The following is a 21,771-nucleotide window of genomic DNA, read 5'->3' on the forward strand; positions in this document are numbered from 1 at the left end:
CTGCTACAATTTGATAAATATTCTCTTCTTATAGAGTATCCACGCCGGAATGAAGTTGAACGCGATAAATATCACTGCGTAGGTAAAGCTTCCAAGATTTAAACTCCAGTCAAGGCTTTCAAACATGTTCATCCAGTGTACATTCAGACTTTCTCCACCAAACTTCCAGGTATAAAACGGTAACCGCCACACATCTGATAACACATAAACTGCAATCGCATTCGAACCAAATATGATTCCGGGTTTTGTAAAACGGGTACGTCCGAGTATATCTACCACAAAAATGCTGGCGGCCAGTGTCATTCCCGCAAGTCCCGAAGTAACCAAAACAAAAGAACTGGTCCAGATACTTTTATTTACCGGAAAAATATACGACCAGAAAAATCCCACTACAAAAGCAAAAAATGATAAAGTAAACAGGTAAATCACCTTACGTTCCTGCGACTTATTACTTAAAATGAGGTGGCCCGCTAACATCCCGCTAATTCCAGTAGCGATGGCCGGAAGTGTACTTAATATCCCTTCCGGATCCCAGGTTTTCTGCCACAAATAGCCGGGTAAAAACTTGCTGTCGATCCAGGCGGCAATATTTGCTCCCGGCTCCAGCATTACTTTATCGTAACCGGGTGTAGGTATCAAAACCATAACCAGCCAGTAACCCACTAATAAAATTGCAGCAACGATCGCCTGTGTTTTCCATCGTGTATTTAAAAATAACAGGGCACTGACCAGAAATACAATGGCAATTCGCTGTAAAACACCGGCAATCCGCACATTTTCAAAATCGAATTTTGGGAAAAGCCAAAGTAAGATTCCAACAGCAAATATCTTTATCGTTCTTATTACGATCTTTCTGTACATGGGGCCTTTTGGAATTCCGGCCTCAAGACGCTTGGTATAGGCTAGAGCGACTGAAACACCAACAATAAAAATAAAGAATGGAAAGATCAGGTCGGTTGGTGTAAGTCCGTTCCATTCTGCATGGCGCAATGGCGGATAAATGTGGCTCCAGGTTGCCGGATTATTCACCATAATCATAGCGGCAATAGTAAAGCCCCTGAAAGCATCAAGAGAGATCAGTCGTTTAAATTCACCCATTATTGAATCAGTTTAGTTGATATCTTATTTTGTTGTTTATCTTTTCTTGCGGAAAAATTCCTGCATCAATTCGCGACATTCGGTTTCAAGTACTCCTCCCACTACTTTTGTTTTTGGATGTAGAGCCTTATTCGCAAATTTGTTGTAACCACGTTTTTCGTCGTAGGCACCAAAAACGATCTTCGCAATTTGTGACCAACCCAGCGCCCCGGCGCACATTACACAGGGTTCGAGCGTAACATACAGCGTACAGTCATTCAGATACTTTCCACCCAGCAGATTGGCGGCTGCAGTTATCGCCTGCATTTCGGCATGCGCTGTAACATCATTCAAAGTTTCGGTAAGATTGTGCGCGCGTGCAATGATTTGACCATTTGAAACAACAACAGCTCCCACAGGAATTTCTCCTTCTTCGTATGCCTGCAAAGCTTCCGAAAAAGCTTTTTTCATAAAATATTCATCGTTAAATGGTTCGATCATGACACGGAATAATTACCACGAAATAAATAAATCTTTACATTATTTTGCAATTCTAAAAGCAAGTTTGTTTTTCATTTTTGAGAAGAAATTATCACTCCTCGACATGATTTACACTCTTCTACTGTTTTAAAGGGTGGTGGTACACATCCGGAACCAGTTGAATACCATACTTCTTTGCAAACGCCTTCTTTCGAATCAAAATAGTAACCCTTGCGATAATCACGATTTGAACCAGACCTGACAATTACATTTCCTTTTTCATCCAAAACCAAACTCTTCCAATTTGAATTTCCAAATTGAGAAGTTTCTACACCAGCGGATTCAAACCTTATGGACGCACACGAGGTGAATAAAATAAGAATCCCAATAGTCACGATTAATTTCATTTTGTTGTTTAGTCCATCCGGATTCAAATTTCATTCCACAAATCCAATTGAATAGAAATAGTCTTAAAATTTTAGAATGGTTTCCATTTCCAATCCTCACCCCAAATGTTATGGCCCGTACAATTTTCGGTAATCAGCAATTTAAATCCCTGAAAAGCTTTGAAATATCACGGCCAAAATTGGTAAAATCTTCTTATTTTCGCAACTGAAATCAAAGAAACAGATTATGTACAGAACTCATACTTGCGGCGAGCTTCGAATTGAACATGTAAATACCGAGGTAACTTTATCGGGATGGGTGCAACGCATCCGCGATTTAGGCGCCATGTCTTTCATCGATCTTCGTGATCGATACGGGATTACACAGTTGGTTGTAGACGAAAATACAGACAAAGCAATAGCTGATCAGTTGGATAAACTGGGACGTGAATTTGTTCTGCAGGTTAAAGGAGTAGTTCGCGAGCGCTCAAGTAAGAATAAGAATATTTCTACAGGTGAAATCGAAATTGCCTTAACTGAGATTAAAGTACTGAGTTCGGCTGAACTTCCGCCGTTCACTATCCAAGATGATACCGATGGCGGCGACGATTTGCGGATGAAATACCGTTACCTCGATTTGCGTCGTAACCCGGTGCGCGAGAATTTGATCTTGCGTGCAAAGATGGCCCATGCTGTTCGCAGTTACCTGAATTCAAAAGATTTTATTGAAACCGAAACACCGGTGCTGATCAAATCGACTCCCGAAGGTGCACGCGATTTTGTGGTTCCTTCGCGCATGAATGAAGGCGAATTTTACGCGCTTCCACAGTCGCCACAAACTTTTAAACAGTTACTGATGGTCGCCGGTTTCGACCGATACTACCAGATTGTGAAGTGTTTCCGCGACGAAGACCTGCGTGCCGACCGTCAGCCGGAGTTTACTCAGATCGACTGCGAAATGTCGTTTGTGGAACAAAAAGATGTGCTGGAGATGTTCGAAGGACTTACCCGCTACATGTTTAAGGAAGTGCTCGATGTTGAGGTGGACGAATTTCCGTGGATGCCTTATTCCGAGGCCATGGAAAAATATGGTTCCGATAAACCCGATACCCGTTTCGAAATGCTGATCAGCAACATTACTGAAACCGTAAAAGGAAATGATTTTGTGGTGTTTGATTCGGCGGAGTACATTGGTGCCATTTGTGCTAAAGGTTGTGCTGAATATTCGCGCAAACAACTCGACGGACTGACCAACTGGGTTAAGCGTCCACAGATTGGTGCAAAAGGTCTGGTGTATGTAAAATGTAATGCCGATGGTTCATTTAAATCTTCGGTTGATAAATTTTACAGACAGGAAGATCTTAAACTTTGGGCCGAAAAAGTTGGCGCTAAAGCCGGCGACCTGATCCTGGTGATGTCGGGCGATAAAAACCACATGCTCGATGCACTGGGTGAACTCCGTTTGGAAATGGCCAATCAGCTTGACCTACGCGATAAAAATGTATATAAACCACTTTGGGTAGTTGATTTTCCGCTGCTGGAATGGGACGAAGATACAAAGCGTTTTTATGCTATGCACCACCCTTTCACTGCGCCAAAACCTGAGGATATTGCACTGCTTGATAACGATCCGGGTAAAGTGCGTGCCAATGCCTACGACTTGGTAATAAACGGTGTTGAAATTGGTGGAGGTTCGGTGCGTATTTATGATGCCGATCTTCAGGCAAAAATGTTCGACAAGCTCGGTTTTACTCCTGAAGAAGCCAAAGCACAATTTGGATTCCTGATGAATGCCTTTAAATATGGTGCACCACCACATGCCGGAATTGCCTTTGGTTTCGACCGCCTGGTTTCAATGTTTGCCGGACTGGATACCATCCGGGATGTGATTGCATTTCCGAAAAACAATGCAGGCCGCGATGTGATGATCGATTCACCATCCACCATTTCCGAAAAGCAACTAAATGAGCTTAACCTGAAACTGGATATTAAAGACAAGAAATAAAAAAAGGAGCCTGCGGGCTCCTTTTTCATTTACATCTCTTTACTAAATATTATTTCAAGGCTGCTTTTACTGTTTCTGCCATTGGTGTAGTTGCCCGGCCAATAAGTTTTGATAACTCTTTTGAATCGTCAAACAAATCTCCTTTCGACGCGCTAACGTCCCAACTTGCTATGGCTCCTGCAAATGCATCCGGAATTCCAAAACTTTTTAGTGCACTGGCATAATCTTCTTCCAGTAAATTTTTGTACGGAATATCTTTACCTGACTGCTTAGAAATCTCAGCTGCAAGACCGGTCAGGGTGTAAAACTCATCGCCGGCCAGTTCATAGGTCTTTCTTTTGTGACTTTCGTCGCTAACTGCAACCGCTGCTGCTTCCGCATAATCGGCTCTGGCTGCCGATGAAATTTTTCCTTCTCCGGCACTTCCGATAAATGCTCCACCCGCTAAGGCTCCTTCAATTGATCCCGTATAATTTTCAGTGTACCAACCGTTGCGCAAAATCGTATGTTCAATACCCGACTCTTTTAGTTTTTGCTCGGTGGCTATGTGCTCACCTGCCAAACTCAGTGTCGACGAATTGGCGTGCAACAAACTGGTATAAACAATCCACTTAACGCCTGCCGCTTTTGCCGCATCGATAACATTGGAATGTTGAGTGGCACGCAGTCCTACTTCACTTCCCGAGATTAATACTAAAGAATCAATTCCGGCAAGGGCACCTTCCAGTTCTCCTGCCTCACTGTAATCAAACTTGCGCGCCTCGACACCCAAATCCGTAGCCTTTTCGGGACTACGTACCAATGCGATAATATTCTCTGTTGATACTCTACTTTTAAGCTGTTCAACAACAAGACGTCCTAATTGTCCTGTTGCTCCTGTTACTGCAATTTTCATGTTCTTTGTTTTAATTTGTTTCTACTTATATTACAAAATATTGTTGTATGATGTTCTGAATATCAGACTTCAACACCTTTACTTTTTTCTTCAGGCACAAAATTAAGACTCTTGTATCTCAATTACCATAAACTAGTTTAAGAAAAGATTTTATGCTGAATTTTGGGTTTGTTTTAAGGAGTAGTCAACAAATCGAACTTACAGAAAAAATCATTTCACCCCTCCCCACAAGCCTTTAGAACAATCAGAACTTAGTGGAACCGTGATGAACTAACATTATAATTACGCCACGAATTGCAAAAACATAATTTTAAAAGTTTAATTACCAAACAAACAATATAGTCAGATTCGCGTTCAACTCACACAGGCTACAATTGAGTAAATACAATCTCAAAGAAATTCAAAATCATGTCAGATAAAATTATAAAGCAACATAAACTCGGTTTTCCGTGGATCACGCTCGATCCCTTTTTATTTTGTGTTCATCACCTCGATCATTTCCCAAATGCCAATGGAAAGATGGGACCTGACGCCTCGCTGCAAGGCCGCAACATTGGCAACGACTTTGTTATAAAAGACGGTTGGCGAATGTACCATGGCGACAAAGTTCCGGGATTTCCGGCGCACCCGCACCGAGGTTTCGAAACCGTGACCTTTGTGATGCAGGGAATGGTAGATCATGCAGATTCGGCAGGAGGAGCCGGAAGATATGGCAACCGTGATGTTCAGTGGATGACTGCCGGAAGTGGCTTGCAGCATTCTGAAATGTTCCCCCTGCTCGACGATGAAAAACCAAATACTACAGAGCTTTTTCAGATTTGGCTGAATTTGCCGGCCAACAAGAAAATGGTCGATCCTTCGTATAAAATGCTTTGGGATGAAAATATTCCGGCACCGGTTTTTACCGATCAGAATCAGCGAAAAACTACCGTTGATGTTGTTGCCGGATCGATTGGCGATGTGCACGCACAGGAATGTACGCCCGATAGCTGGGCAGCTAATCCGGAAAATGAAGTTGCCATTTGGCAAGTGCGTATGGAAGAAAATGCAAGCTGGCAAATTCCTGCTGCCAGCCAGGGTGTGAACCGAATGCTTTACTTTTTTGAAGGAGATTCTATCCAGGTTGAAAATGAAACCTTTCTCCCCGGAAATGCGATAGAACTTGAAGCTTCGGAAACCATTGAAATTATAAATGGGGCAAAACAATGTCGTTGTCTAATCCTTCAGGGAAAACCCATTCAGGAAAGAGTCGTTCAATACGGACCATTCGTGATGAATTCCGAAGCGGAAATTCAGCAGGCTTTTCAGGAATATCGACAAACCGAGTTTGGTGGCTGGCCGTGGCCGCGTCCCGACCAGGTGTTCGAAAAAACAAAAAAACGCTTTGCCCACTTTTCCGATGGAACAGAAGTCGTAAAAGAATAATGTACTCTGCGCATCTGAAGAAAAGGTAAATTTTTACCGTTAGATTCGGTTTTTACCCCTCGTTCGGCAAAGAATGCTGACCTTTGCACTGTTCAATTTCGCTGAACCGGAGAACAATCAGAAACACAAAAGACAAGAAAATGATTTACATGGCAGATTCGGCTGACTTAACAGCCTTAAAGGAATTATACGATTTCTTTCCACTTGAAGGAATAACAACCAATCCAACTATTTTAAAACAATCGGGACTTACATTGTCGAAAGCCATCGATGAAATAAAGAAAATTATTGGCGATGGCATGATTCACATTCAGGTAATGAGTGCGAATGCCGATGATATTGTTCGCGAAGCCAAAAAATACAAAACCTACTTTGACCTGGGGGACAATTATTACACCAAAATCCCGATAACTCCGCAAGGTTACAAAGCCATGTCGATACTTAAAGACGCCGGAATTAATGTAACAGCAACTGCAATTTTCACCCAGCAACAGGCACTTGTGGCTGCCAAAGCCGGTGCCGATTTTGTGGCACCTTACGTCAGCCGCCTCGACAATATCTCATCGCACGGAATTGATGTGGTGAGCGATATTGCCCAAAATATTATCGAATATAAACTCGACACTAAAGTGCTGGCAGCCAGCTTCAAAACGGTCGACCAGATTTATCGTGTAAGTATGAAGCGTGCCCATTCTGCCACAATAAGTCCCGATTTGCTGATGCAACTGATCAAGCACCCGATGACTGACATCAGTGTTAAAAATTTTGAATTGGACGGCGAAGGACTTTACGACATTGAATTTTAATGCACTTTCAATATCTTCGCATTTTAATAGATAACAATGCGCAAAGTATATTTTCTATCCACCTGCGACACCTGCCGACGTATTATGAAAGAAGTTGAGGTGGACGATAGTTTGAACTGCAGGGCATTAAATCTGAGCCGATAAGCGCTGAACAGGCCGAACATTCTCACACGTTCACAGAGAGTTACGAAGCACTGATCAACAAACGCGCGCCCGTAAATAAAAAGCTGTGTTGGAAAAACACCCGGTTAATTCAGATACAGATTTCAAAAAAGTGCTAATAATGGATTACACATTTTTGAAACGACCGGTTTTTGAAATCGATGGACAATTGTATGTTGGAAACTCGCCAAAAACAGTAGAAGCAATAAAAGAAGCTTTAGGAAAATAGTAGTGAAGAAGTCAATCATTTTAATGCTGTTGCATGCCATTTTGTACGCCAGTGGCCTGGCCTTCAAAAAAGACTTTGAGCACCACTTTTGAGAATGTGAACCTTTACAACCTGTTTGCTGAAATTTTGAAACTGAAACCGGCCGCAAATGATGACAACACCGAAAACGTAAAACAAATGTTGCTAACAGATTAACCGATGCCTTGCAAAAAAATCCTTATAGTTAGAAATCGATATAGTCGCAATTGTACCATTCCTGATCGATCATAAAGCCGCTCTTTTTGTAAAATTCGATGGCTGAAGAATTCCAGTTCAATACCTGTAAGCGCAGTCGCGAACACTTTTCTTCACGAGCCACATCCATCATCTTTTGCATCAGTTGCGAACCGATTTTTTTACCCCGGTATTCTTCCTTCACAAAAAGGTCGTCGAGGTAAAGTGATTTACCCACCCAAGTATAATAGGCAAAATAGTACAGTGCCATTCCAATAATTTTACCGTCATGTTCAGCCAGATAGCAGTTATAAAAATCTTTTTCGGCCTGCATTTGTTCTTCGGAGTTAGTCACCCTATCCAGTCCGTCTTCATAAATTGCGAGTTCGCGGATCAAGCCAAAAATGGCTGGGATATCTTTATCTGTCGCTTTTCTGAGTTCAATTTTCATAAGTCATGAAATACTTTTAATTCAAAATTGTTTTTAATCGTCGAGTGTTTGAAATACGAGCTGCTTGAATTTCCATCCGGTAGCATCGTGCACCGTTCCTTGTGTTTGCTTCATGATAATGCCGATGATATTTTCTTCGGGATCGGCAAAATACTGGGTATTGAAATAGCCTCCCCAGCTAAATGTTCCCATACTTCCGTTTCCTCCTTTGTTTTGGCCCGTCTCGGTAACCAGTTCAAAAGCAAGGCCAAATTTGTTGTCAGAATTCTCGCCCCAAATATCGCCGATCTGATTGCTCAGAATAACATTTACAGTTTTGCGGCTAAGTAATCGAATACCATTGTATTCGCCACCGTTCAAATACATTTGCAGGAAAACAGCATAATCTTTGGCTGTGCTCGAAAGACCGGCACCACCCGAGAAGAATGATTTGGCTCCCTTAATCGGATAGTCCGTATCGTAAAAGGTAACCGGATATTTTTTCCATGTACCATTGACTTTATGCTGAACATCAACCAGCCGTTCCGCCTTTGATTCGGGCTGGTAAAAACGTGTATCATCCATTCCAAGAGGATCGAAAATATGGGTCTTCAGGAATTCGTCGAACGGCATTCCTGAAACTACTTCAATAAAATACCCCAGCACATCAAGTCCCTCGCTGTAGGTAAACTTTTCTCCCGGTTGGTGATGTAAAGGAAGTTTGGCCAACTTTTTCACACTCTCCTCAATGGTAATATCTTCAGTAGTAAATAAATCGGTAACTCCCGCCTTCTGATAAAGCATCTTAAAACGTTCATCCGAATCGATCACCCCGTAACCGATTCCCGAAGTATGTGTTAACAAATTCCTTATCGTAATTTCGTTTTTCACCGGTTCGCCGGTCCAGGAAGTGTCGCTGTACTGAAAAGTCTTAAGTACCTGCTGCCCTTTGAATTCAGGTATGTATTTCGAAATGGGATCATCCAGTTGAAATTTTCCTTCTTCCCACAGTATCATAACTGCGGTGGATGTAATGGCCTTGCTTTGTGAAGCAATTCTGAATATGTCGTCGCGCTTCATCTCACGACCGTCGGCCGTAGCACTTCCATATGCTTTCCAATGCACTATTTTACCATTCCGCGAAAGCAGCGAAACAGCGCCGGGAAGATTACCTTTCTGAACTTCCTCTTTACACATTTTATCGATTCGAGCTACACGTTCCGGAGATAATCCAACACTTTGGCAGGAAGCCTCTTCCAACTGCGATGATCTTTGTGCCGACTTTGTTTGTGCATAGAATTGGGTGTGTGCCAGGAAAAGCACCAGTCCGAATAAGATTAGCTTTTTCATATTAATTATGGTTTGATTTTACTGAGTTTGATAAAACATCCGAAGATACACAATTTGAAAAGGTTGGAGAATTGAAGCACCTAATTATTTCGATTGTTGAATTTCGTTTCCTTTTTGTAACTTTATATGTAACTAACATAACCTGAAATAATTTCAGTAAAAATCAGACCAAATGGCCAACAGACGAACATTTTTAAAATCGCTTGCCGGCGCCACTGCCGGAATAAGTTTAGCCTCAACAGGCTTCGCACAGAACTCAACATCCGACCGCCTTGGAGAAGTACTTCCCATGCGTAAACTGGGCAGAACAGGAGAACAGGTTACCATGCTCGGAACGGGAGGTTACCACATTGGATGGACCACCGAGCGCGATGCCCAGGAAGTTATTGAAGCAGCTTTGGAAGGGGGTGTACGTTTTTTCGATACTGCTGAAAGTTACTCGAATGGACGCAGCGAAGAACGTTACGGCAAATACCTGACACCAAAATACCGCGATTTGGTTTTTATTATGAGCAAATCTACAGGAGGAGATGCACAAACTGTGCGTAATCACCTGGAAGGAACATTAAAAAGGTTGAAAACAGATCAGCTCGATCTATACCAGGTGCATTCAATTCGAACGCCCAAAGATGTTGATGACCGAATTGCCAATGGAGTACTCGATGTTTTGCTGAAAGCCCAACAAGACGGAAAAATAAAGTACCTGGGATTTACCGGTCACCAAAATCCCTTCACTCATACCAGGATGCTTGAACGTACAAAAGAGAGTGATATTTTTGATACGGTTTTAATGCCGGTGAATGTATTGGATCAGGTGTATTTTAGCTTTACAAAGAATGTATTTCCGCTGGCGTTGGAAAGAAATATGGGTGTTTTGTCGATTAAGTCGTTGGCCGATGGCCGATTCTTTGCGAGCAAGAAAGAAGCCAACTGGACATCGGAAGATCCAATAATTCCGAACTACCTGAGCATTAAGGAAGCCATGCATTTTGTTTGGTCGCTTCCCGTGAGTGTGCTAATTTCGGGAAACGAAAATGCCACCTTCATGCGCGAAAAAATTGCCCTCGCACGATCATTTTCGAAACTCACTGAATCGGAAAGAGAAGCCCTGGTTGATAAGGTAAAAGACATTGCATTAACCGGGAAAGTAGAATATTTTAAAAATAAAGAAGTATAAAAAGAAAATCCCGGGGTCAACACCCCGGGATCAAAACTAAACCTAACTAAACCAAACTTATGAAAAAACAGCAAATTGCTGTGAAGTATTTTCTTGTCTCTACTATTTAAACATAAAAAACCGTTTTCTGTTTCCAAACGTTCAATTGTTTTCATGGTAAAAAATAATTTACAAATACTGTGCCAAAAAATCATTTCCGGAGGACAAACTGGTGTCGATCGTGGAATTTTGGATGCATGTCTGGATAAAAAATTCCCTTGTGGCGGTTGGTGCCCGAAAGGCCGACGTGCCGAAGACGGCGTTATACTTACAAAGTATCCGCTTACAGAAACAAAAGAAAAGGAATATTCAGTCCGTACGCGCAGAAATGTTGAAGATGCTGATGGCACCATTATAATGTTCGAATCCGCCCATTCGGCAGGTACAGAACTTACTGCCGATATTGCATGCCGTTTGAAAAAGCCACTGCGTAAAATAACTGCTGAAACACCTGTCAAAAATATTCTGATTTGGATGTATCTGAATAAGATAAAAATATTAAATATTGCTGGTCCACGAGAAAGCGAAGTACCGGGTAGTGCAACTGCAGCATATCAGATTATTTCTGATCTGATTGATGCGATCAGCAACAACAATTCAATAAACTCATAAACAAGCAGAAAACATCCATTTTCGGCCTTCATTTCTGAAACATATGAAAGCCTTTATGCTTTATTTTTTTAAGCTATCACAGATTAAAAATTTAAATATCTTTGCGAAAAATTAAAGGAACCATTTTGTTGAATGGTTGTTAAGGATTGGTAAATGGAAAACATTAGAAATTTTTGCATAATTGCGCACATCGATCATGGTAAAAGTACATTAGCCGATCGCCTGCTTGAGCACACAAAAACGGTAGGTGAACGCGAAATGCACGACCAGGTTCTGGATAGTATGGAACTTGAACAGGAACGTGGTATTACCATTAAAAGTCACGCCATCCAAATGGATTATGTGCACAATGGAAAAGAATATAAACTGAACCTTATTGATACTCCCGGACACGTTGACTTTTCTTACGAAGTTTCAAGATCGATTGCAGCCTGCGAGGGAGCCTTGTTGATTATCGATTCCACCCAGGGAATTCAGGCACAAACCATTTCTAACCTTTACCTGGCTATTGAACACGACCTGGAAATTATTCCGGTATTAAATAAAATGGACCTGCCCAACGCCATGCCTGAGGTGGTGGAAGATCAGATCATTGATCTGATCGGGTGCAAAAAGGAAGACATTATTCGCGCCAGTGGAAAAACCGGCGAAGGTGTGGAGGAGATTCTTGATCATATTATTCATAAAATACCTCATCCGACAGGAAATCCTGAGGCACCTTTACAGGCACTTATATTCGATTCGGTATTTAATTCCTTTCGTGGGATTATTGCCTACTTTAAAATTTTGAATGGCCAGATCCGGAAAAAAGACCTCGTAAAATTTGTGGCGACCGGAAGGAAATACGATGCCGATGAGATTGGCGTTCTGAAACTTGGATTGCAGCCACGCAATGTGCTGGGGCCGGGTGATGTAGGTTATATCATCTCCGGAATTAAGACCGCAAAAGAAGTAAAAGTCGGAGATACTATTACACACGTCGAGAAGGCGGGTGCTGCCATCGAAGGTTTCGAGGAAGTAAAACCCATGGTTTTTGCCGGTGTTTACCCGATTGATGCCGAAGATTACGAAGACCTTAGAGCCGCAATGGATAAACTTCAGCTGAATGATGCCTCGCTAACTTTTGAGCCCGAATCGTCAGCTGCCTTGGGTTTTGGATTTCGCTGTGGATTCCTGGGCTTATTGCACATGGAAATTATACAGGAACGACTAGAGCGGGAATTTGATATGAACGTGATTACTACCGTTCCTAACGTTTCGTACCAGGTTCAATTAACCGATGGCACCACTACAACCGTTTACAATCCGTCGGGGATGCCATCTTCAACAACAATCGACGAGATTTTTGAACCGTATATTCGGGCTAATATTATTACTGCCTCTGAATTTATTGGGCCGGTAATGAATCTTTGCCTCGACAAACGTGGCGAATTGGTCAGCCAGAATTATCTCACATCAGAACGCGCCGAGCTTGTTTTCAATATTCCTCTAGGTGAAATTGTTTTTGATTTTTACGATAAACTAAAGAGTATCTCGAAAGGTTATGCATCGTTCGATTACCACATGAATGGTTACAAACCGGCCAAGTTGGTACGTCTGGATACCTTACTAAACGGCGAGATGGTTGATGCCCTTTCAACGCTTATTCACTTTGATAATGCTTATCCTTTTGGACGAAGAATGTGTGAGAAGTTGAAGGAACTGATTCCAAGACAGCAATTCGATATTGCTATTCAGGCGGCAATCGGAGCCAAAATTATTGCACGCGAAACCGTAAAAGCCGTACGAAAGGATGTAACAGCCAAGTGTTATGGCGGCGATATTACGCGTAAGCGTAAACTGCTCGAGAAGCAAAAGAAAGGTAAAAAAAGAATGAAACAGGTGGGAAATGTTGAAGTGCCGCAAAAGGCGTTCTTAGCTGTTCTGAAACTGGATTAAACAAAAAAATACCATAACAAAAATGCCCGGCAGTAGCCGGGCATTTTTCATTTATTTGAATAATTATTAAACAATTAATTTGTAGCCTTTACCGTGTACATTAATAATCTCAACCGATTCTTCATCTTTTAAGTGTTTACGCAATTTTGTAATGTAAACATCCATACTGCGTGCATTAAAATAATTATCGTCGATCCAGATCGATTTCAAAGCATAATTTCGTTCCAAAACCTTGTTAGCATTCTGACATAACAGTTTCAACAACTCCGACTCTTTTGTGGTTAGCTTCACCGAATCATCGCCTTCCGACAGTGTTTGCTTTCGTGTATCGAAGGTATATTTGCCCAGCGTAAAAACCTGCTGCGAGCTTGACTGGCCTTCCTGCGAAGTTCGCCGCAGAATGGCTTCAATACGCATGATCAGCTCTTCCATGCTAAACGGCTTGGTGATATAATCATCGGCACCCAGTTTAAACCCTTCCAACACGTCATCTTTCATGTTTTTGGCCGTCAGAAAAAGTACAGGAATATCAGCATTAACAATGCGGATATCTTTGGCCAGTGTAAAACCGTCTTTTTTGGGCATCATTACATCCAGAATGCAAATATCGTAATGCTCTTTCATAAATCCTTTGTAGGCAGCTTCACCGTCAGGATAAAGATCGGCGTCAAAACCTTTGGCAACTAAATATTCTTTTAACAATAGTCCAAGGTTTTCATCATCTTCGGCCAGTAATAGTTTTGTTTTTTGTTCCATGGTTAATAATTTATTTGCGGGAAATAAAGTTTAAACTTGGTCCCTTTATTTATAGCACTTTCAACTTTTATCAATCCATTGTGCAAGTCCACAATCTTTTTCACATAACTCAATCCTAATCCAAATCCTTTTACATCGTGAACATTGCCGGTTGGTACCCTGAAAAAACGGTCAAAAATCTGATTGTGATGTTCTTTTGCAATTCCAATTCCGTTATCCTCCACCGAAATCATCACCTGATCTTTGCGGCTTTCAGTAGTTACTTTTATATGTGGTACATCTTTGCTGTACTTCATGGCATTATCAAGCAAGTTAAAAATAACATTTGTAATATGTACCTCATCCCCCTTAACAATTGCATTTTCTGCCTTAATCTCTGTTGTTAAGGTGCCGTTTTTATTTTTTACCCTTAATTCGAAGTTGGCAGCCACGGTTCCAACCATCTTATTAATATCGAAGTCCTTCATTTTTAGCTTCAGGCGTCCCTCATTAAAAACAGCCATCTGAAGCACTTTTTCCACCTGAAAACTCAAGCGTTTACTTTCCTGATTAATCACTTTCGAAACATGCTCGATCGTAGTAGGTGTATTCGATATACTTCCATCCTGCAACATTTGGCTTGCAAGTGAAATGGTTGAAATCGGCGTTTTCAACTCGTGGGTCATATTATTAATAAAGTCGTTCTTAACCATCGACAACTTCTTCTGACGGAAAATCACCATGATGGCGTAAGCAAAAATGGCAATCAGTAAACCGGTTAATATTATAGTCGGTATGATTGTCAGTCCCGTTTGTTTCAGCAAATACCTTTTTCGGTGTGGAAAATAGATATTCAGGTAATTGGGTTTTGGTCCGTCGTAATCGTTTTGAAACAGAGTTTGAGATGATATGTCGGAATTCCGTAAATCGAAATCCTTATCGCCCATAATAACAGACTGTCTACCCAAATTCGAATTGGTAATCGAAAATTTATAGGGCAAATTAATTTCGGTAGCCTTTAAACCTGTTTCAAGAAACTGAACCAAACGTGTGGAATCGATTCGCCTTTCAATGGGACGGTCCTCCAATAGTATTTTGTAGCTTTTCCAATCCGTATTCCTAAGCCATTGTTTTCTACGCTCCTGTTGCTCCATGCTTTGTTCCATAAACCCCTTCAGACCGCCAATCAAAGATTTTGTCTGAGAAGTATCCAGCGCAGAAATTTTTAATTCTTCTTTGTAAATCCCGGTGGGTCCTTGCTGCGAATAACTAAAACTTAAACTCATCATCCCCGGTGTTCCATCATAACTGCCACGCGGGAAGACATTCCCAAAACCTTCTATTGGATTATCAAAACCTGGTAATTCTCCTCGCTGAGCACTTATTCTCGCCAGTCGTTCCTCTTCCTGCTCAAGTTGGTCGGCAACAAAAACGAGCACGTTACGAACCAATTGGTCAAACTGTTCCTCACGAATATCGGAAGCTGATTTAATCATTGATGTTTGTACCAGTATCAACCCCGACAGTACAATGGCCATCAATACGATTAATGATATCAACATCTTACGACTCATGCTTCAAAGATAATTTTAATGCTATGCCGTGTGAAACCAGCTTAACATTATTTAACAGGATATGTGCAAATGTAAAACTTATTAACCTGCAGCGTGCAAACGAAATGCCAAACTATGCTTCAGAAAGCACCTTCTCAATCACTTTGGGGAAATGTTCGTATTCCAGTGCGTGCACTTTTCGAGCCACTTCTTCGGGAGTATCGCCGGGCAAAACCGGGCAGGTGGCCTGGAAAATCATTTTTCCTTCATCGTAGTTTTCATTTACATAATGAATAGAAATGCCCGATTCCTTATCGCCATTTTCCACCACTGCTTTATGCACATTCATTCCATACATACCTTTACCACCGTATTTGGGCAATAAAGCCGGGTGAATATTAACTATTGTGAAGTTTCGTATGAGGTTTTCCGGAATCAGCCAAAGAAAACCCGCCAGTACAATTAAATCGACTTTACGTTTTCTTAAAGTTTCAACAATTTGGTCGGTATTATAAAATTCACTCCGGTTAAACACAAAGCTTTCCACCCCAAATTTACGTGCCCGCTCGAGTGCATATGCACCAGCTTTGTTCGACCACAGCGAATCGATAGCAACCTGCTCATTATCCGAAAAATAAGTAAATATATTTTCGGCATTTGTTCCCGAACCCGATGCAAATATTGCTATTCTCTTTTCCTTCATTTTCTGCTTCATTTTCCTTTTTCGAACTTTTAAACAAACAATTCAAATTTAGCTATTTAGAATATTAGCTAGTTCAACCGTTTATATCTTTTTTAAGAATTTTCTTGGAAGTTTAAACCGTAAATGTATTACTTTGCAGCGAATTATTTAAAACAAAATTTAGTATTAATTAAAATTAAGAATTATGTCTGACGTTGCAGCAAAAGTAAAAGCGATAATCGTTGATAAACTTGGCGTTGACGAAAGTGAAGTTACTCCAGAAGCATCTTTCACTAACGATTTAGGTGCCGATTCACTTGACACTGTAGAATTAATCATGGAATTCGAAAAAGAGTTCGACCTGGCCATCCCTGATGACGAGGCTGAAAAAATCTCTACAGTAGGCGAAGCCGTCGCACACATTGAATCTGCAGTAAAGTAAACTTCTCATATTTTTCATTTTATGGAATTAAAACGGGTAGTAATAACGGGTGTTGGAACCGTTAATCCTTTGGGAAACTCCGTTCAGGAATTCTGGGCGAATTTAAAAAATGGATTGAGTGGCGCTGCGCCTATTACTCACTTCGATGCTTCCAATTTTACCACCAGGTTTGCTTGTGAAGTAAAAAATTTCGACCCACTTGAATACGTTGAAAAAAAGGAGGTTCGTAAACACGATCCGTACACATTGTATGCTTTTGCAAGTTCGGCCCAGGCTGTAAAAGACAGTGGACTAGATTTGGAAAAAGTTGACGGTGACAGGGTTGGCGTTATTTGGGGGGCTGGAATTGGAGGCCTTGAAACTTTCCACCGGGAAGTAAGAGCCTTCAGCGAGGACCGCCCGCGCTTCTCTCCGTTTTTCATTCCAAAAATGATTGCGAACATAGCTGGTGGTTTAATCTCTATCAAATACGGATTCAGAGGACCAAACTATACCACGGTTAGTGCCTGCGCTTCGGCATCGCACGCCATGATAGATGCTTTTAACATGATTCGTATGGGTAAAGCTGATATTATGGTTACAGGTGGTTCTGAAGCAGGTGTTAACGAAGCCGGTATTGCAGGGTTCAATTCGATGCGGGCCATTTCGACTCGTAACGATGATCCGCTTACTGCCTCACGCCCATTCGATAAAGACCGCGATGGTTTTGTTATGGGCGAAGGATCCGCTGCATTTGTACTCGAAGAATACGAGTTGGCAGTTAAACGAGGCGCCACCATTTATGCCGAGTTAGCCGGTGGAGGAATGTCGGCTGATGCGTTCCACATGACAGCACCCGATCCAGACGGTCGTGGAGCTTACCTGGTTATGAAGTGGGCATTGGAAGATGCCGGAATCAAACCTGAAGATGTGGATTACATTAATGTTCATGGAACATCGACACCTCTTGGCGATATTGCCGAACCCAAAGCCATTATTAAGGCATTTGGCGATCATGCTTACAATGTTAGCATCAGTGCAACCAAATCAATGACCGGTCACCTCCTTGGTGCGGCCGGAGCAGTGGAAGGACTGGCCAGCATTTTGGCATTGAGAAACAATATCGTACCACCGACTATTAACCACTTCACCGACGATCCTGAAATTGACAGCAGAATGGATTTCACATTCAACACTGCTAAAGAGAAGGATTTAAATATTGCAATCAGCAATACATTTGGGTTTGGTGGACACAACGCTACTGTGGTTTTCAAAAAACTATAGGAAACCGTGGTTAGAAAAATAGTACAACGAGTAAAACTCTTTTCGTCTGAACGGAAAGAGTTTTATTTGTTTTTAAAAGACCTGCTGGGTTTTTATCCCCAAAACCTTCGGTTGTACGACCTCGCTTTTATTCACAAATCGGCATCGGTTGTCGATTCGCAAGGCAACCTGGTAAACAACGAACGCCTCGAGTACCTTGGCGATGCCATTTTAGGTGCCATTATTGCCGATTTCCTGTACAACCGATTTCCACATGAAGACGAGGGTTTTCTTACCAAAACCCGATCAAAACTGGTCAACCGGGCTATTCTTACCCAACTTACTCACGACATGGGGCTGCATGTTTTTATCGAATCGAATACCACTAAAAAAATTGATAAAAGCCACATTTTCGGCGATGCTCTGGAAGCCCTTATCGGCGCCATTTACCTTGATCGCGACTACCAGGCAGCCAAATTCTTTGTGACAAAAAAAATTCTCCCGCAATTTGTTGATCTCAACGAAATTGAACAGGAAGACTCGAACTTTAAAAGCCAGTTGATCGAATGGAGTCAAAAAACCAAACGCGAGCTGGAATTTGAAACCACCGAAGAAACCGACGACAACATGAAACAGCCGAAGTTTACCGCTGTAGTAAAAATCGACAACGAAAAGGTGGGAACCGGTACGGGGAGTTCGAAAAAAGAAGCCCACCAGAACGCTGCACGCGTCACACTCGAAAAGATCGACAAATTATAGGGATCATATACTCTTGCTACCTTAATCTTTTTAATTTTGCGCCCACATAAAAAAGTCACATGGATAATATTCTGATCATAGGTATTGGATTCCTGGCGCAGGGCCTGTTTTTCTTTCGTACCATTGCCCAATGGTTCAAATCGGAGCAGGAAGGCGAAGTGATTTCCCCGGTAATCTATTGGCAGATCAGTTTGGTAGGCTCTGTACTTATGCTTACCTATGGGATACTTCGTGGCGACTTTGCCATTGTAGTAGGCCAGTTTTTAGTTTACAGCATTTACATCAGAAACCTTCAGTTAAAGAAGGCCTGGCAAAAAATGCACTGGGTATCAAAAAGTCTCGCTGTCATTGTTCCACTGGCTTACCTTGCCTGGCTAATTTTTTATGGCGGACTGAACTCGATTGTAAAAAACGAGGATGTAACTTTATTCTGGATGGTGTGGGGAACCGTGGCACAAATCGTTTTCATTTCCCGTTTTTTTTACCAGTGGATTTATTCCGAAAAGGAAAAAGAATCGATACTCCCTCTTGGATTCTGGATCATAAGCACCGCCGGTTCACTGATGATTTTTACCTATTCCATCACACGCCTCGATCCTGTATTATTCGCTGCACACAGCCTCGGACTTTTTATCTATTTGCGAAACATTCTGCTGCATTTTGGCAAAGGCAGCCTTTTTACCCGGCTCAATAAAATTCCGGTTCTGAATAAACTTATCGGAAAAGTTTCGGATAAAATAAAATAAGGACGTCGTTTAAAATCAACCGTAAAACTCTATTTCGAATGACTTAACCTGTTATAAAACCTGTCTGGGTTACAGTACCTTGTGTCATTTTTTAGTAAATTGTAAGTACTAAAGTTTCATAAAACCTGAATACAAATTCCGGGAGGACTGAAATTGAAACTCAATACCGCAATACTGCTTGAAAAAATCGATCGACACCTTGCCGATGCCAGACTAAGCCCTGAAGAACAACTTAGGAAACGCTGGGCCTGGATTTGGATATTATCGACACTTTTAGGAGTTATTGCCTCTATCGTCTACTTTCTTTTCTTTCTTAATCTTTGGCCTATCACCTGGTCTGGCTTGGGTTTTCTTGTTGGTTATATAGTAGCACTTATCCTTTACACTCGTGTTCGTCGTTTCGACCTTGTCATTAATATCACATTCTCCTTTTTCACAATTATAGTATTCTTAGCCATGCTGCAAACGGGAGGTTTAAGCAATTCTCTTGGGTTAGTATTCGTTGGTATTAACTGTGCCATGGGTTCAGTTTTGGCAGGCAATCTTCGCTGGACAATAGCCATGTTCGTGTTGTACTGTTCCACCATTATTGCTTTAGGTATTGCTGAACCGTACCTCCATACTCCGGATTATATTACAGCCGAAGTTAACACACGGGCATTTGTTTTTCTCGCTGTCTGGATCAATGCATGCATTCTTTTTTTAGTCGTGCTGTTCATGAAAGATAAAAGCCGCTATGAAAAAGCCGAAGCGGAAAAACTTAAAAAACTGGATGAAGCAAAAACACTTCTTTACACCAATGTTTCACACGAATTCAGAACACCTCTGACCATTATTAACGGAATAGCGGAACAAATGACTGAAAGGCCCGGCAATCAAAACAAAAACGAAGCACAAAAAATTAAAATCCAAAGTAACATTCTGCTTCGGCTTATAAAACAAATGCTTGATATCTCAAAGATTCAGGCGAAAGGTATTCAATTGAATGAAATTCACGGTAACATTGGAAAATACATTCAATACATAACCTCACAGTTCGAGAGTCTTGCCGAAACAAATAGAGTTGAATTAAAAATTCAATCGATCGATGAAAATATTTTCACTGATTACGATCCTGAGAAATTGATGGAAGTCTTAGCCAATCTGCTTTCAAATGCCATTAAATTCACTAAACCGGGAGGAAGTATTTCCGTTTCTGTTTCAGAAAAAAGAACCGACGACGGGCCTTGCGTTCTGATCCTGGTAACCGATACCGGATGTGGAATTCCAGAAAAAGAACTACCTCATATTTTCGATCGATTTTATCGGGTAAGGGAAAATGATTCCCAAACTCCGGGAACCGGTCTTGGGCTGGCAGTTACACACGAGTTAGTTGAATTAATGAAAGGAAAAATTACGGTTAGCAGTGATCCCGGCAAAGGCTCGATTTTTACAGTAAGTCTTCCCATAAAAAAGACAGCATCCATCGCCGAGGATGATGGATTTTCGAACATTAAAAGTGTCGATGAGCAACTTGTCACTTTTATTCACAAAGAAAGTGCAGTTGAAAAACTTCAAAATTATCAACCTGATAAACCTTTACTCTTAATTGTGGAGGACAATGAAGATGTGTTGGAATATTTGGTTTCGGTTTTGGAAAGCAACTACCAACTCGAACTGGCTCTGAATGGAAAACAAGGACTGGAGAAGGCAATTTCACATATCCCGGACCTTATTTTAACCGATGTAATGATGCCTGAAATGGATGGTTTTGAGATGATAGATCATTTAAAAAGTGATATTCGTACTGATCATATTCCTGTAATTGTTCTGACTGCACGCGGCGATTTTGACTCAAAAATATCGGGTCTGGAAATTGGTGCCGATCATTACCTTGTAAAACCTTTTAACAAACAGGAATTAGTTTTAAAACTGCATAACCTGCTTGAAATCCGCCGGAAAATGCAGTTAAAGCTCGGAGTCGCTCAGGTTGTCCCGGACGGAAAACAGGAATACCGACAGGAATTAAAGTTTATGGGGAAACTGAACGCTCTGCTCGAAAAAAATATTGAAAACGAAGATTTTGGCGTACCCGATATTTGTTTGGCATTTAACATGAGCCGCCCACAGTTGTACCGGAAATTTAAAGCCCTTACCAACACTTCTGTTGGAAAATATGTCCGTTCGTATCGACTTCAGAAAGCAAAACAACTATTGGCATCAGAAGGAATAAACGTTACCGAAGCGGCATTCGCCACCGGATTTAAAAACCTTTCTCATTTTAGTGCTGTATTCCACGAAGAATTTGGTTGTTCTCCGAGCGAAGTCAATAAAAATAAAACCTGAAAATCTCCCCTGATACAAATTCCAAAACATTTGAGAAAAATACCAATGCTGTGCTCCCACCTT

General features: G+C 41.4%; 20 protein-coding genes. 12 read left to right on the forward strand and 8 right to left on the reverse strand.

The features are described from left to right. Window positions 1-3 precede the first annotated feature (3 nt). Together WFY05_RS02930 and WFY05_RS02935 are read right to left on the reverse strand one after the other, a co-directional pair. Window positions 4-1,098, reverse strand: a complete 1,095-nt coding sequence (locus WFY05_RS02930; protein ID WP_340111226.1) for an acyltransferase family protein — start codon at window positions 1,096-1,098, stop codon at window positions 4-6. 36 nt (window positions 1,099-1,134) lie between these two features. After that, window positions 1,135-1,578, reverse strand: coding sequence for a nucleoside deaminase (locus tag WFY05_RS02935; protein ID WP_340111227.1), 444 nt, complete (start codon window positions 1,576-1,578; stop codon window positions 1,135-1,137). 612 nt (window positions 1,579-2,190) lie between these two features. Here WFY05_RS02935 and aspS point away from each other — a divergent pair. After that, window positions 2,191-3,948, forward strand: coding sequence for an aspartate--tRNA ligase (gene aspS, locus WFY05_RS02940; protein WP_340111228.1), 1,758 nt, complete (start codon window positions 2,191-2,193; stop codon window positions 3,946-3,948). A 49-nt stretch (window positions 3,949-3,997) separates the two neighbouring features. On the opposite strand, the gene WFY05_RS02945 is transcribed toward aspS, so the two are convergent. Then, window positions 3,998-4,843: an SDR family oxidoreductase gene (locus tag WFY05_RS02945; protein ID WP_340111229.1), complete on the reverse strand. Its 846-nt coding sequence runs from the start codon at window positions 4,841-4,843 to the stop codon at window positions 3,998-4,000. A gap of 408 nt (window positions 4,844-5,251) precedes the next feature. Between WFY05_RS02945 and WFY05_RS02950 the strand changes: the two genes are divergently transcribed. From WFY05_RS02950 to WFY05_RS02960, 3 genes are all read left to right on the forward strand, one after another. Next, window positions 5,252-6,268 (forward strand): pirin family protein, encoded by a 1,017-nt coding sequence (locus tag WFY05_RS02950; RefSeq protein WP_340111230.1) that lies wholly within the window; start codon window positions 5,252-5,254, stop codon window positions 6,266-6,268. A 140-nt stretch (window positions 6,269-6,408) separates the two neighbouring features. Next, window positions 6,409-7,074: a transaldolase family protein gene (locus WFY05_RS02955; protein ID WP_340111231.1), complete on the forward strand. Its 666-nt coding sequence runs from the start codon at window positions 6,409-6,411 to the stop codon at window positions 7,072-7,074. A gap of 424 nt (window positions 7,075-7,498) precedes the next feature. Further along, the gene (locus tag WFY05_RS02960) at window positions 7,499-7,660 is read left to right on the forward strand and encodes a hypothetical protein (protein ID WP_340111232.1); all 162 of its coding nucleotides are present in this window, start codon (window positions 7,499-7,501) and stop codon (window positions 7,658-7,660) included. Between the two features lie 28 nt (window positions 7,661-7,688). Here the strand turns inward: WFY05_RS02960 and WFY05_RS02965 are convergent, their stop codons facing one another. Together WFY05_RS02965 and WFY05_RS02970 are read right to left on the reverse strand one after the other, a co-directional pair. Then, window positions 7,689-8,129, reverse strand: a complete 441-nt coding sequence (locus WFY05_RS02965) for a GNAT family N-acetyltransferase (protein WP_340111233.1) — start codon at window positions 8,127-8,129, stop codon at window positions 7,689-7,691. Window positions 8,130-8,162: 33 nt separating this feature from the next. After that, window positions 8,163-9,458 carry a serine hydrolase domain-containing protein gene (locus tag WFY05_RS02970; RefSeq protein WP_340111234.1) on the reverse strand — a complete coding sequence of 432 codons (1,296 nt, stop codon included), beginning with the start codon at window positions 9,456-9,458 and terminating at the stop codon, window positions 8,163-8,165. A 172-nt stretch (window positions 9,459-9,630) separates the two neighbouring features. Here WFY05_RS02970 and WFY05_RS02975 point away from each other — a divergent pair, with 172 nt between their 5' ends. From WFY05_RS02975 to lepA, 3 genes are all read left to right on the forward strand, one after another. Next, window positions 9,631-10,635: an aldo/keto reductase gene (locus WFY05_RS02975; protein ID WP_340111235.1), complete on the forward strand. Its 1,005-nt coding sequence runs from the start codon at window positions 9,631-9,633 to the stop codon at window positions 10,633-10,635. A 153-nt stretch (window positions 10,636-10,788) separates the two neighbouring features. Further along, window positions 10,789-11,286, forward strand: coding sequence for a putative molybdenum carrier protein (locus WFY05_RS02980; protein WP_340111236.1), 498 nt, complete (start codon window positions 10,789-10,791; stop codon window positions 11,284-11,286). A gap of 153 nt (window positions 11,287-11,439) precedes the next feature. Further along, window positions 11,440-13,224 carry a translation elongation factor 4 gene (lepA, locus tag WFY05_RS02985; RefSeq protein ID WP_340111237.1) on the forward strand — a complete coding sequence of 595 codons (1,785 nt, stop codon included), beginning with the start codon at window positions 11,440-11,442 and terminating at the stop codon, window positions 13,222-13,224. Between the two features lie 66 nt (window positions 13,225-13,290). On the opposite strand, the gene rprY is transcribed toward lepA, so the two are convergent. From rprY to purN, 3 genes are all read right to left on the reverse strand, one after another. After that, entirely contained in the window at window positions 13,291-13,980 is a 690-nt protein-coding gene (rprY, locus tag WFY05_RS02990) for a response regulator transcription factor RprY (RefSeq protein WP_340111238.1), read from the reverse strand. 2 nt (window positions 13,981-13,982) lie between these two features. Continuing rightward, a complete protein-coding gene (locus tag WFY05_RS02995; RefSeq protein WP_340111239.1) occupies window positions 13,983-15,533 on the reverse strand; it encodes a sensor histidine kinase in 1,551 nt (516 codons plus the stop codon). Between the two features lie 112 nt (window positions 15,534-15,645). Beyond that, window positions 15,646-16,215: a phosphoribosylglycinamide formyltransferase gene (gene purN / locus WFY05_RS03000; RefSeq protein ID WP_340111240.1), complete on the reverse strand. Its 570-nt coding sequence runs from the start codon at window positions 16,213-16,215 to the stop codon at window positions 15,646-15,648. 184 nt (window positions 16,216-16,399) lie between these two features. Here purN and WFY05_RS03005 point away from each other — a divergent pair, with 184 nt between their 5' ends. From WFY05_RS03005 to WFY05_RS03025, 5 genes are all read left to right on the forward strand, one after another. Continuing rightward, complete coding sequence (locus WFY05_RS03005; protein WP_340111241.1) at window positions 16,400-16,636, forward strand: acyl carrier protein; 237 nt, start codon at window positions 16,400-16,402, stop codon at window positions 16,634-16,636. Between the two features lie 21 nt (window positions 16,637-16,657). Further along, a complete protein-coding gene (gene fabF / locus WFY05_RS03010) occupies window positions 16,658-17,899 on the forward strand; it encodes a beta-ketoacyl-ACP synthase II (protein ID WP_340111242.1) in 1,242 nt (413 codons plus the stop codon). Between the two features lie 6 nt (window positions 17,900-17,905). Then, window positions 17,906-18,637 (forward strand): ribonuclease III, encoded by a 732-nt coding sequence (gene rnc / locus WFY05_RS03015; protein ID WP_340111243.1) that lies wholly within the window; start codon window positions 17,906-17,908, stop codon window positions 18,635-18,637. Between the two features lie 59 nt (window positions 18,638-18,696). Continuing rightward, window positions 18,697-19,383 carry a lipid-A-disaccharide synthase N-terminal domain-containing protein gene (locus WFY05_RS03020; protein WP_340111244.1) on the forward strand — a complete coding sequence of 229 codons (687 nt, stop codon included), beginning with the start codon at window positions 18,697-18,699 and terminating at the stop codon, window positions 19,381-19,383. A gap of 153 nt (window positions 19,384-19,536) precedes the next feature. After that, the gene (locus WFY05_RS03025) at window positions 19,537-21,708 is read left to right on the forward strand and encodes a hybrid sensor histidine kinase/response regulator transcription factor (protein ID WP_340111245.1); all 2,172 of its coding nucleotides are present in this window, start codon (window positions 19,537-19,539) and stop codon (window positions 21,706-21,708) included. Window positions 21,709-21,771: the final 63 nt, after the last annotated feature.

The sequence above is a fragment of the Maribellus mangrovi genome (assembly GCF_037646455.1).
GTDB classification, from domain to species: Bacteria; Bacteroidota; Bacteroidia; order Bacteroidales; family Prolixibacteraceae; genus Draconibacterium; species Draconibacterium mangrovi_A.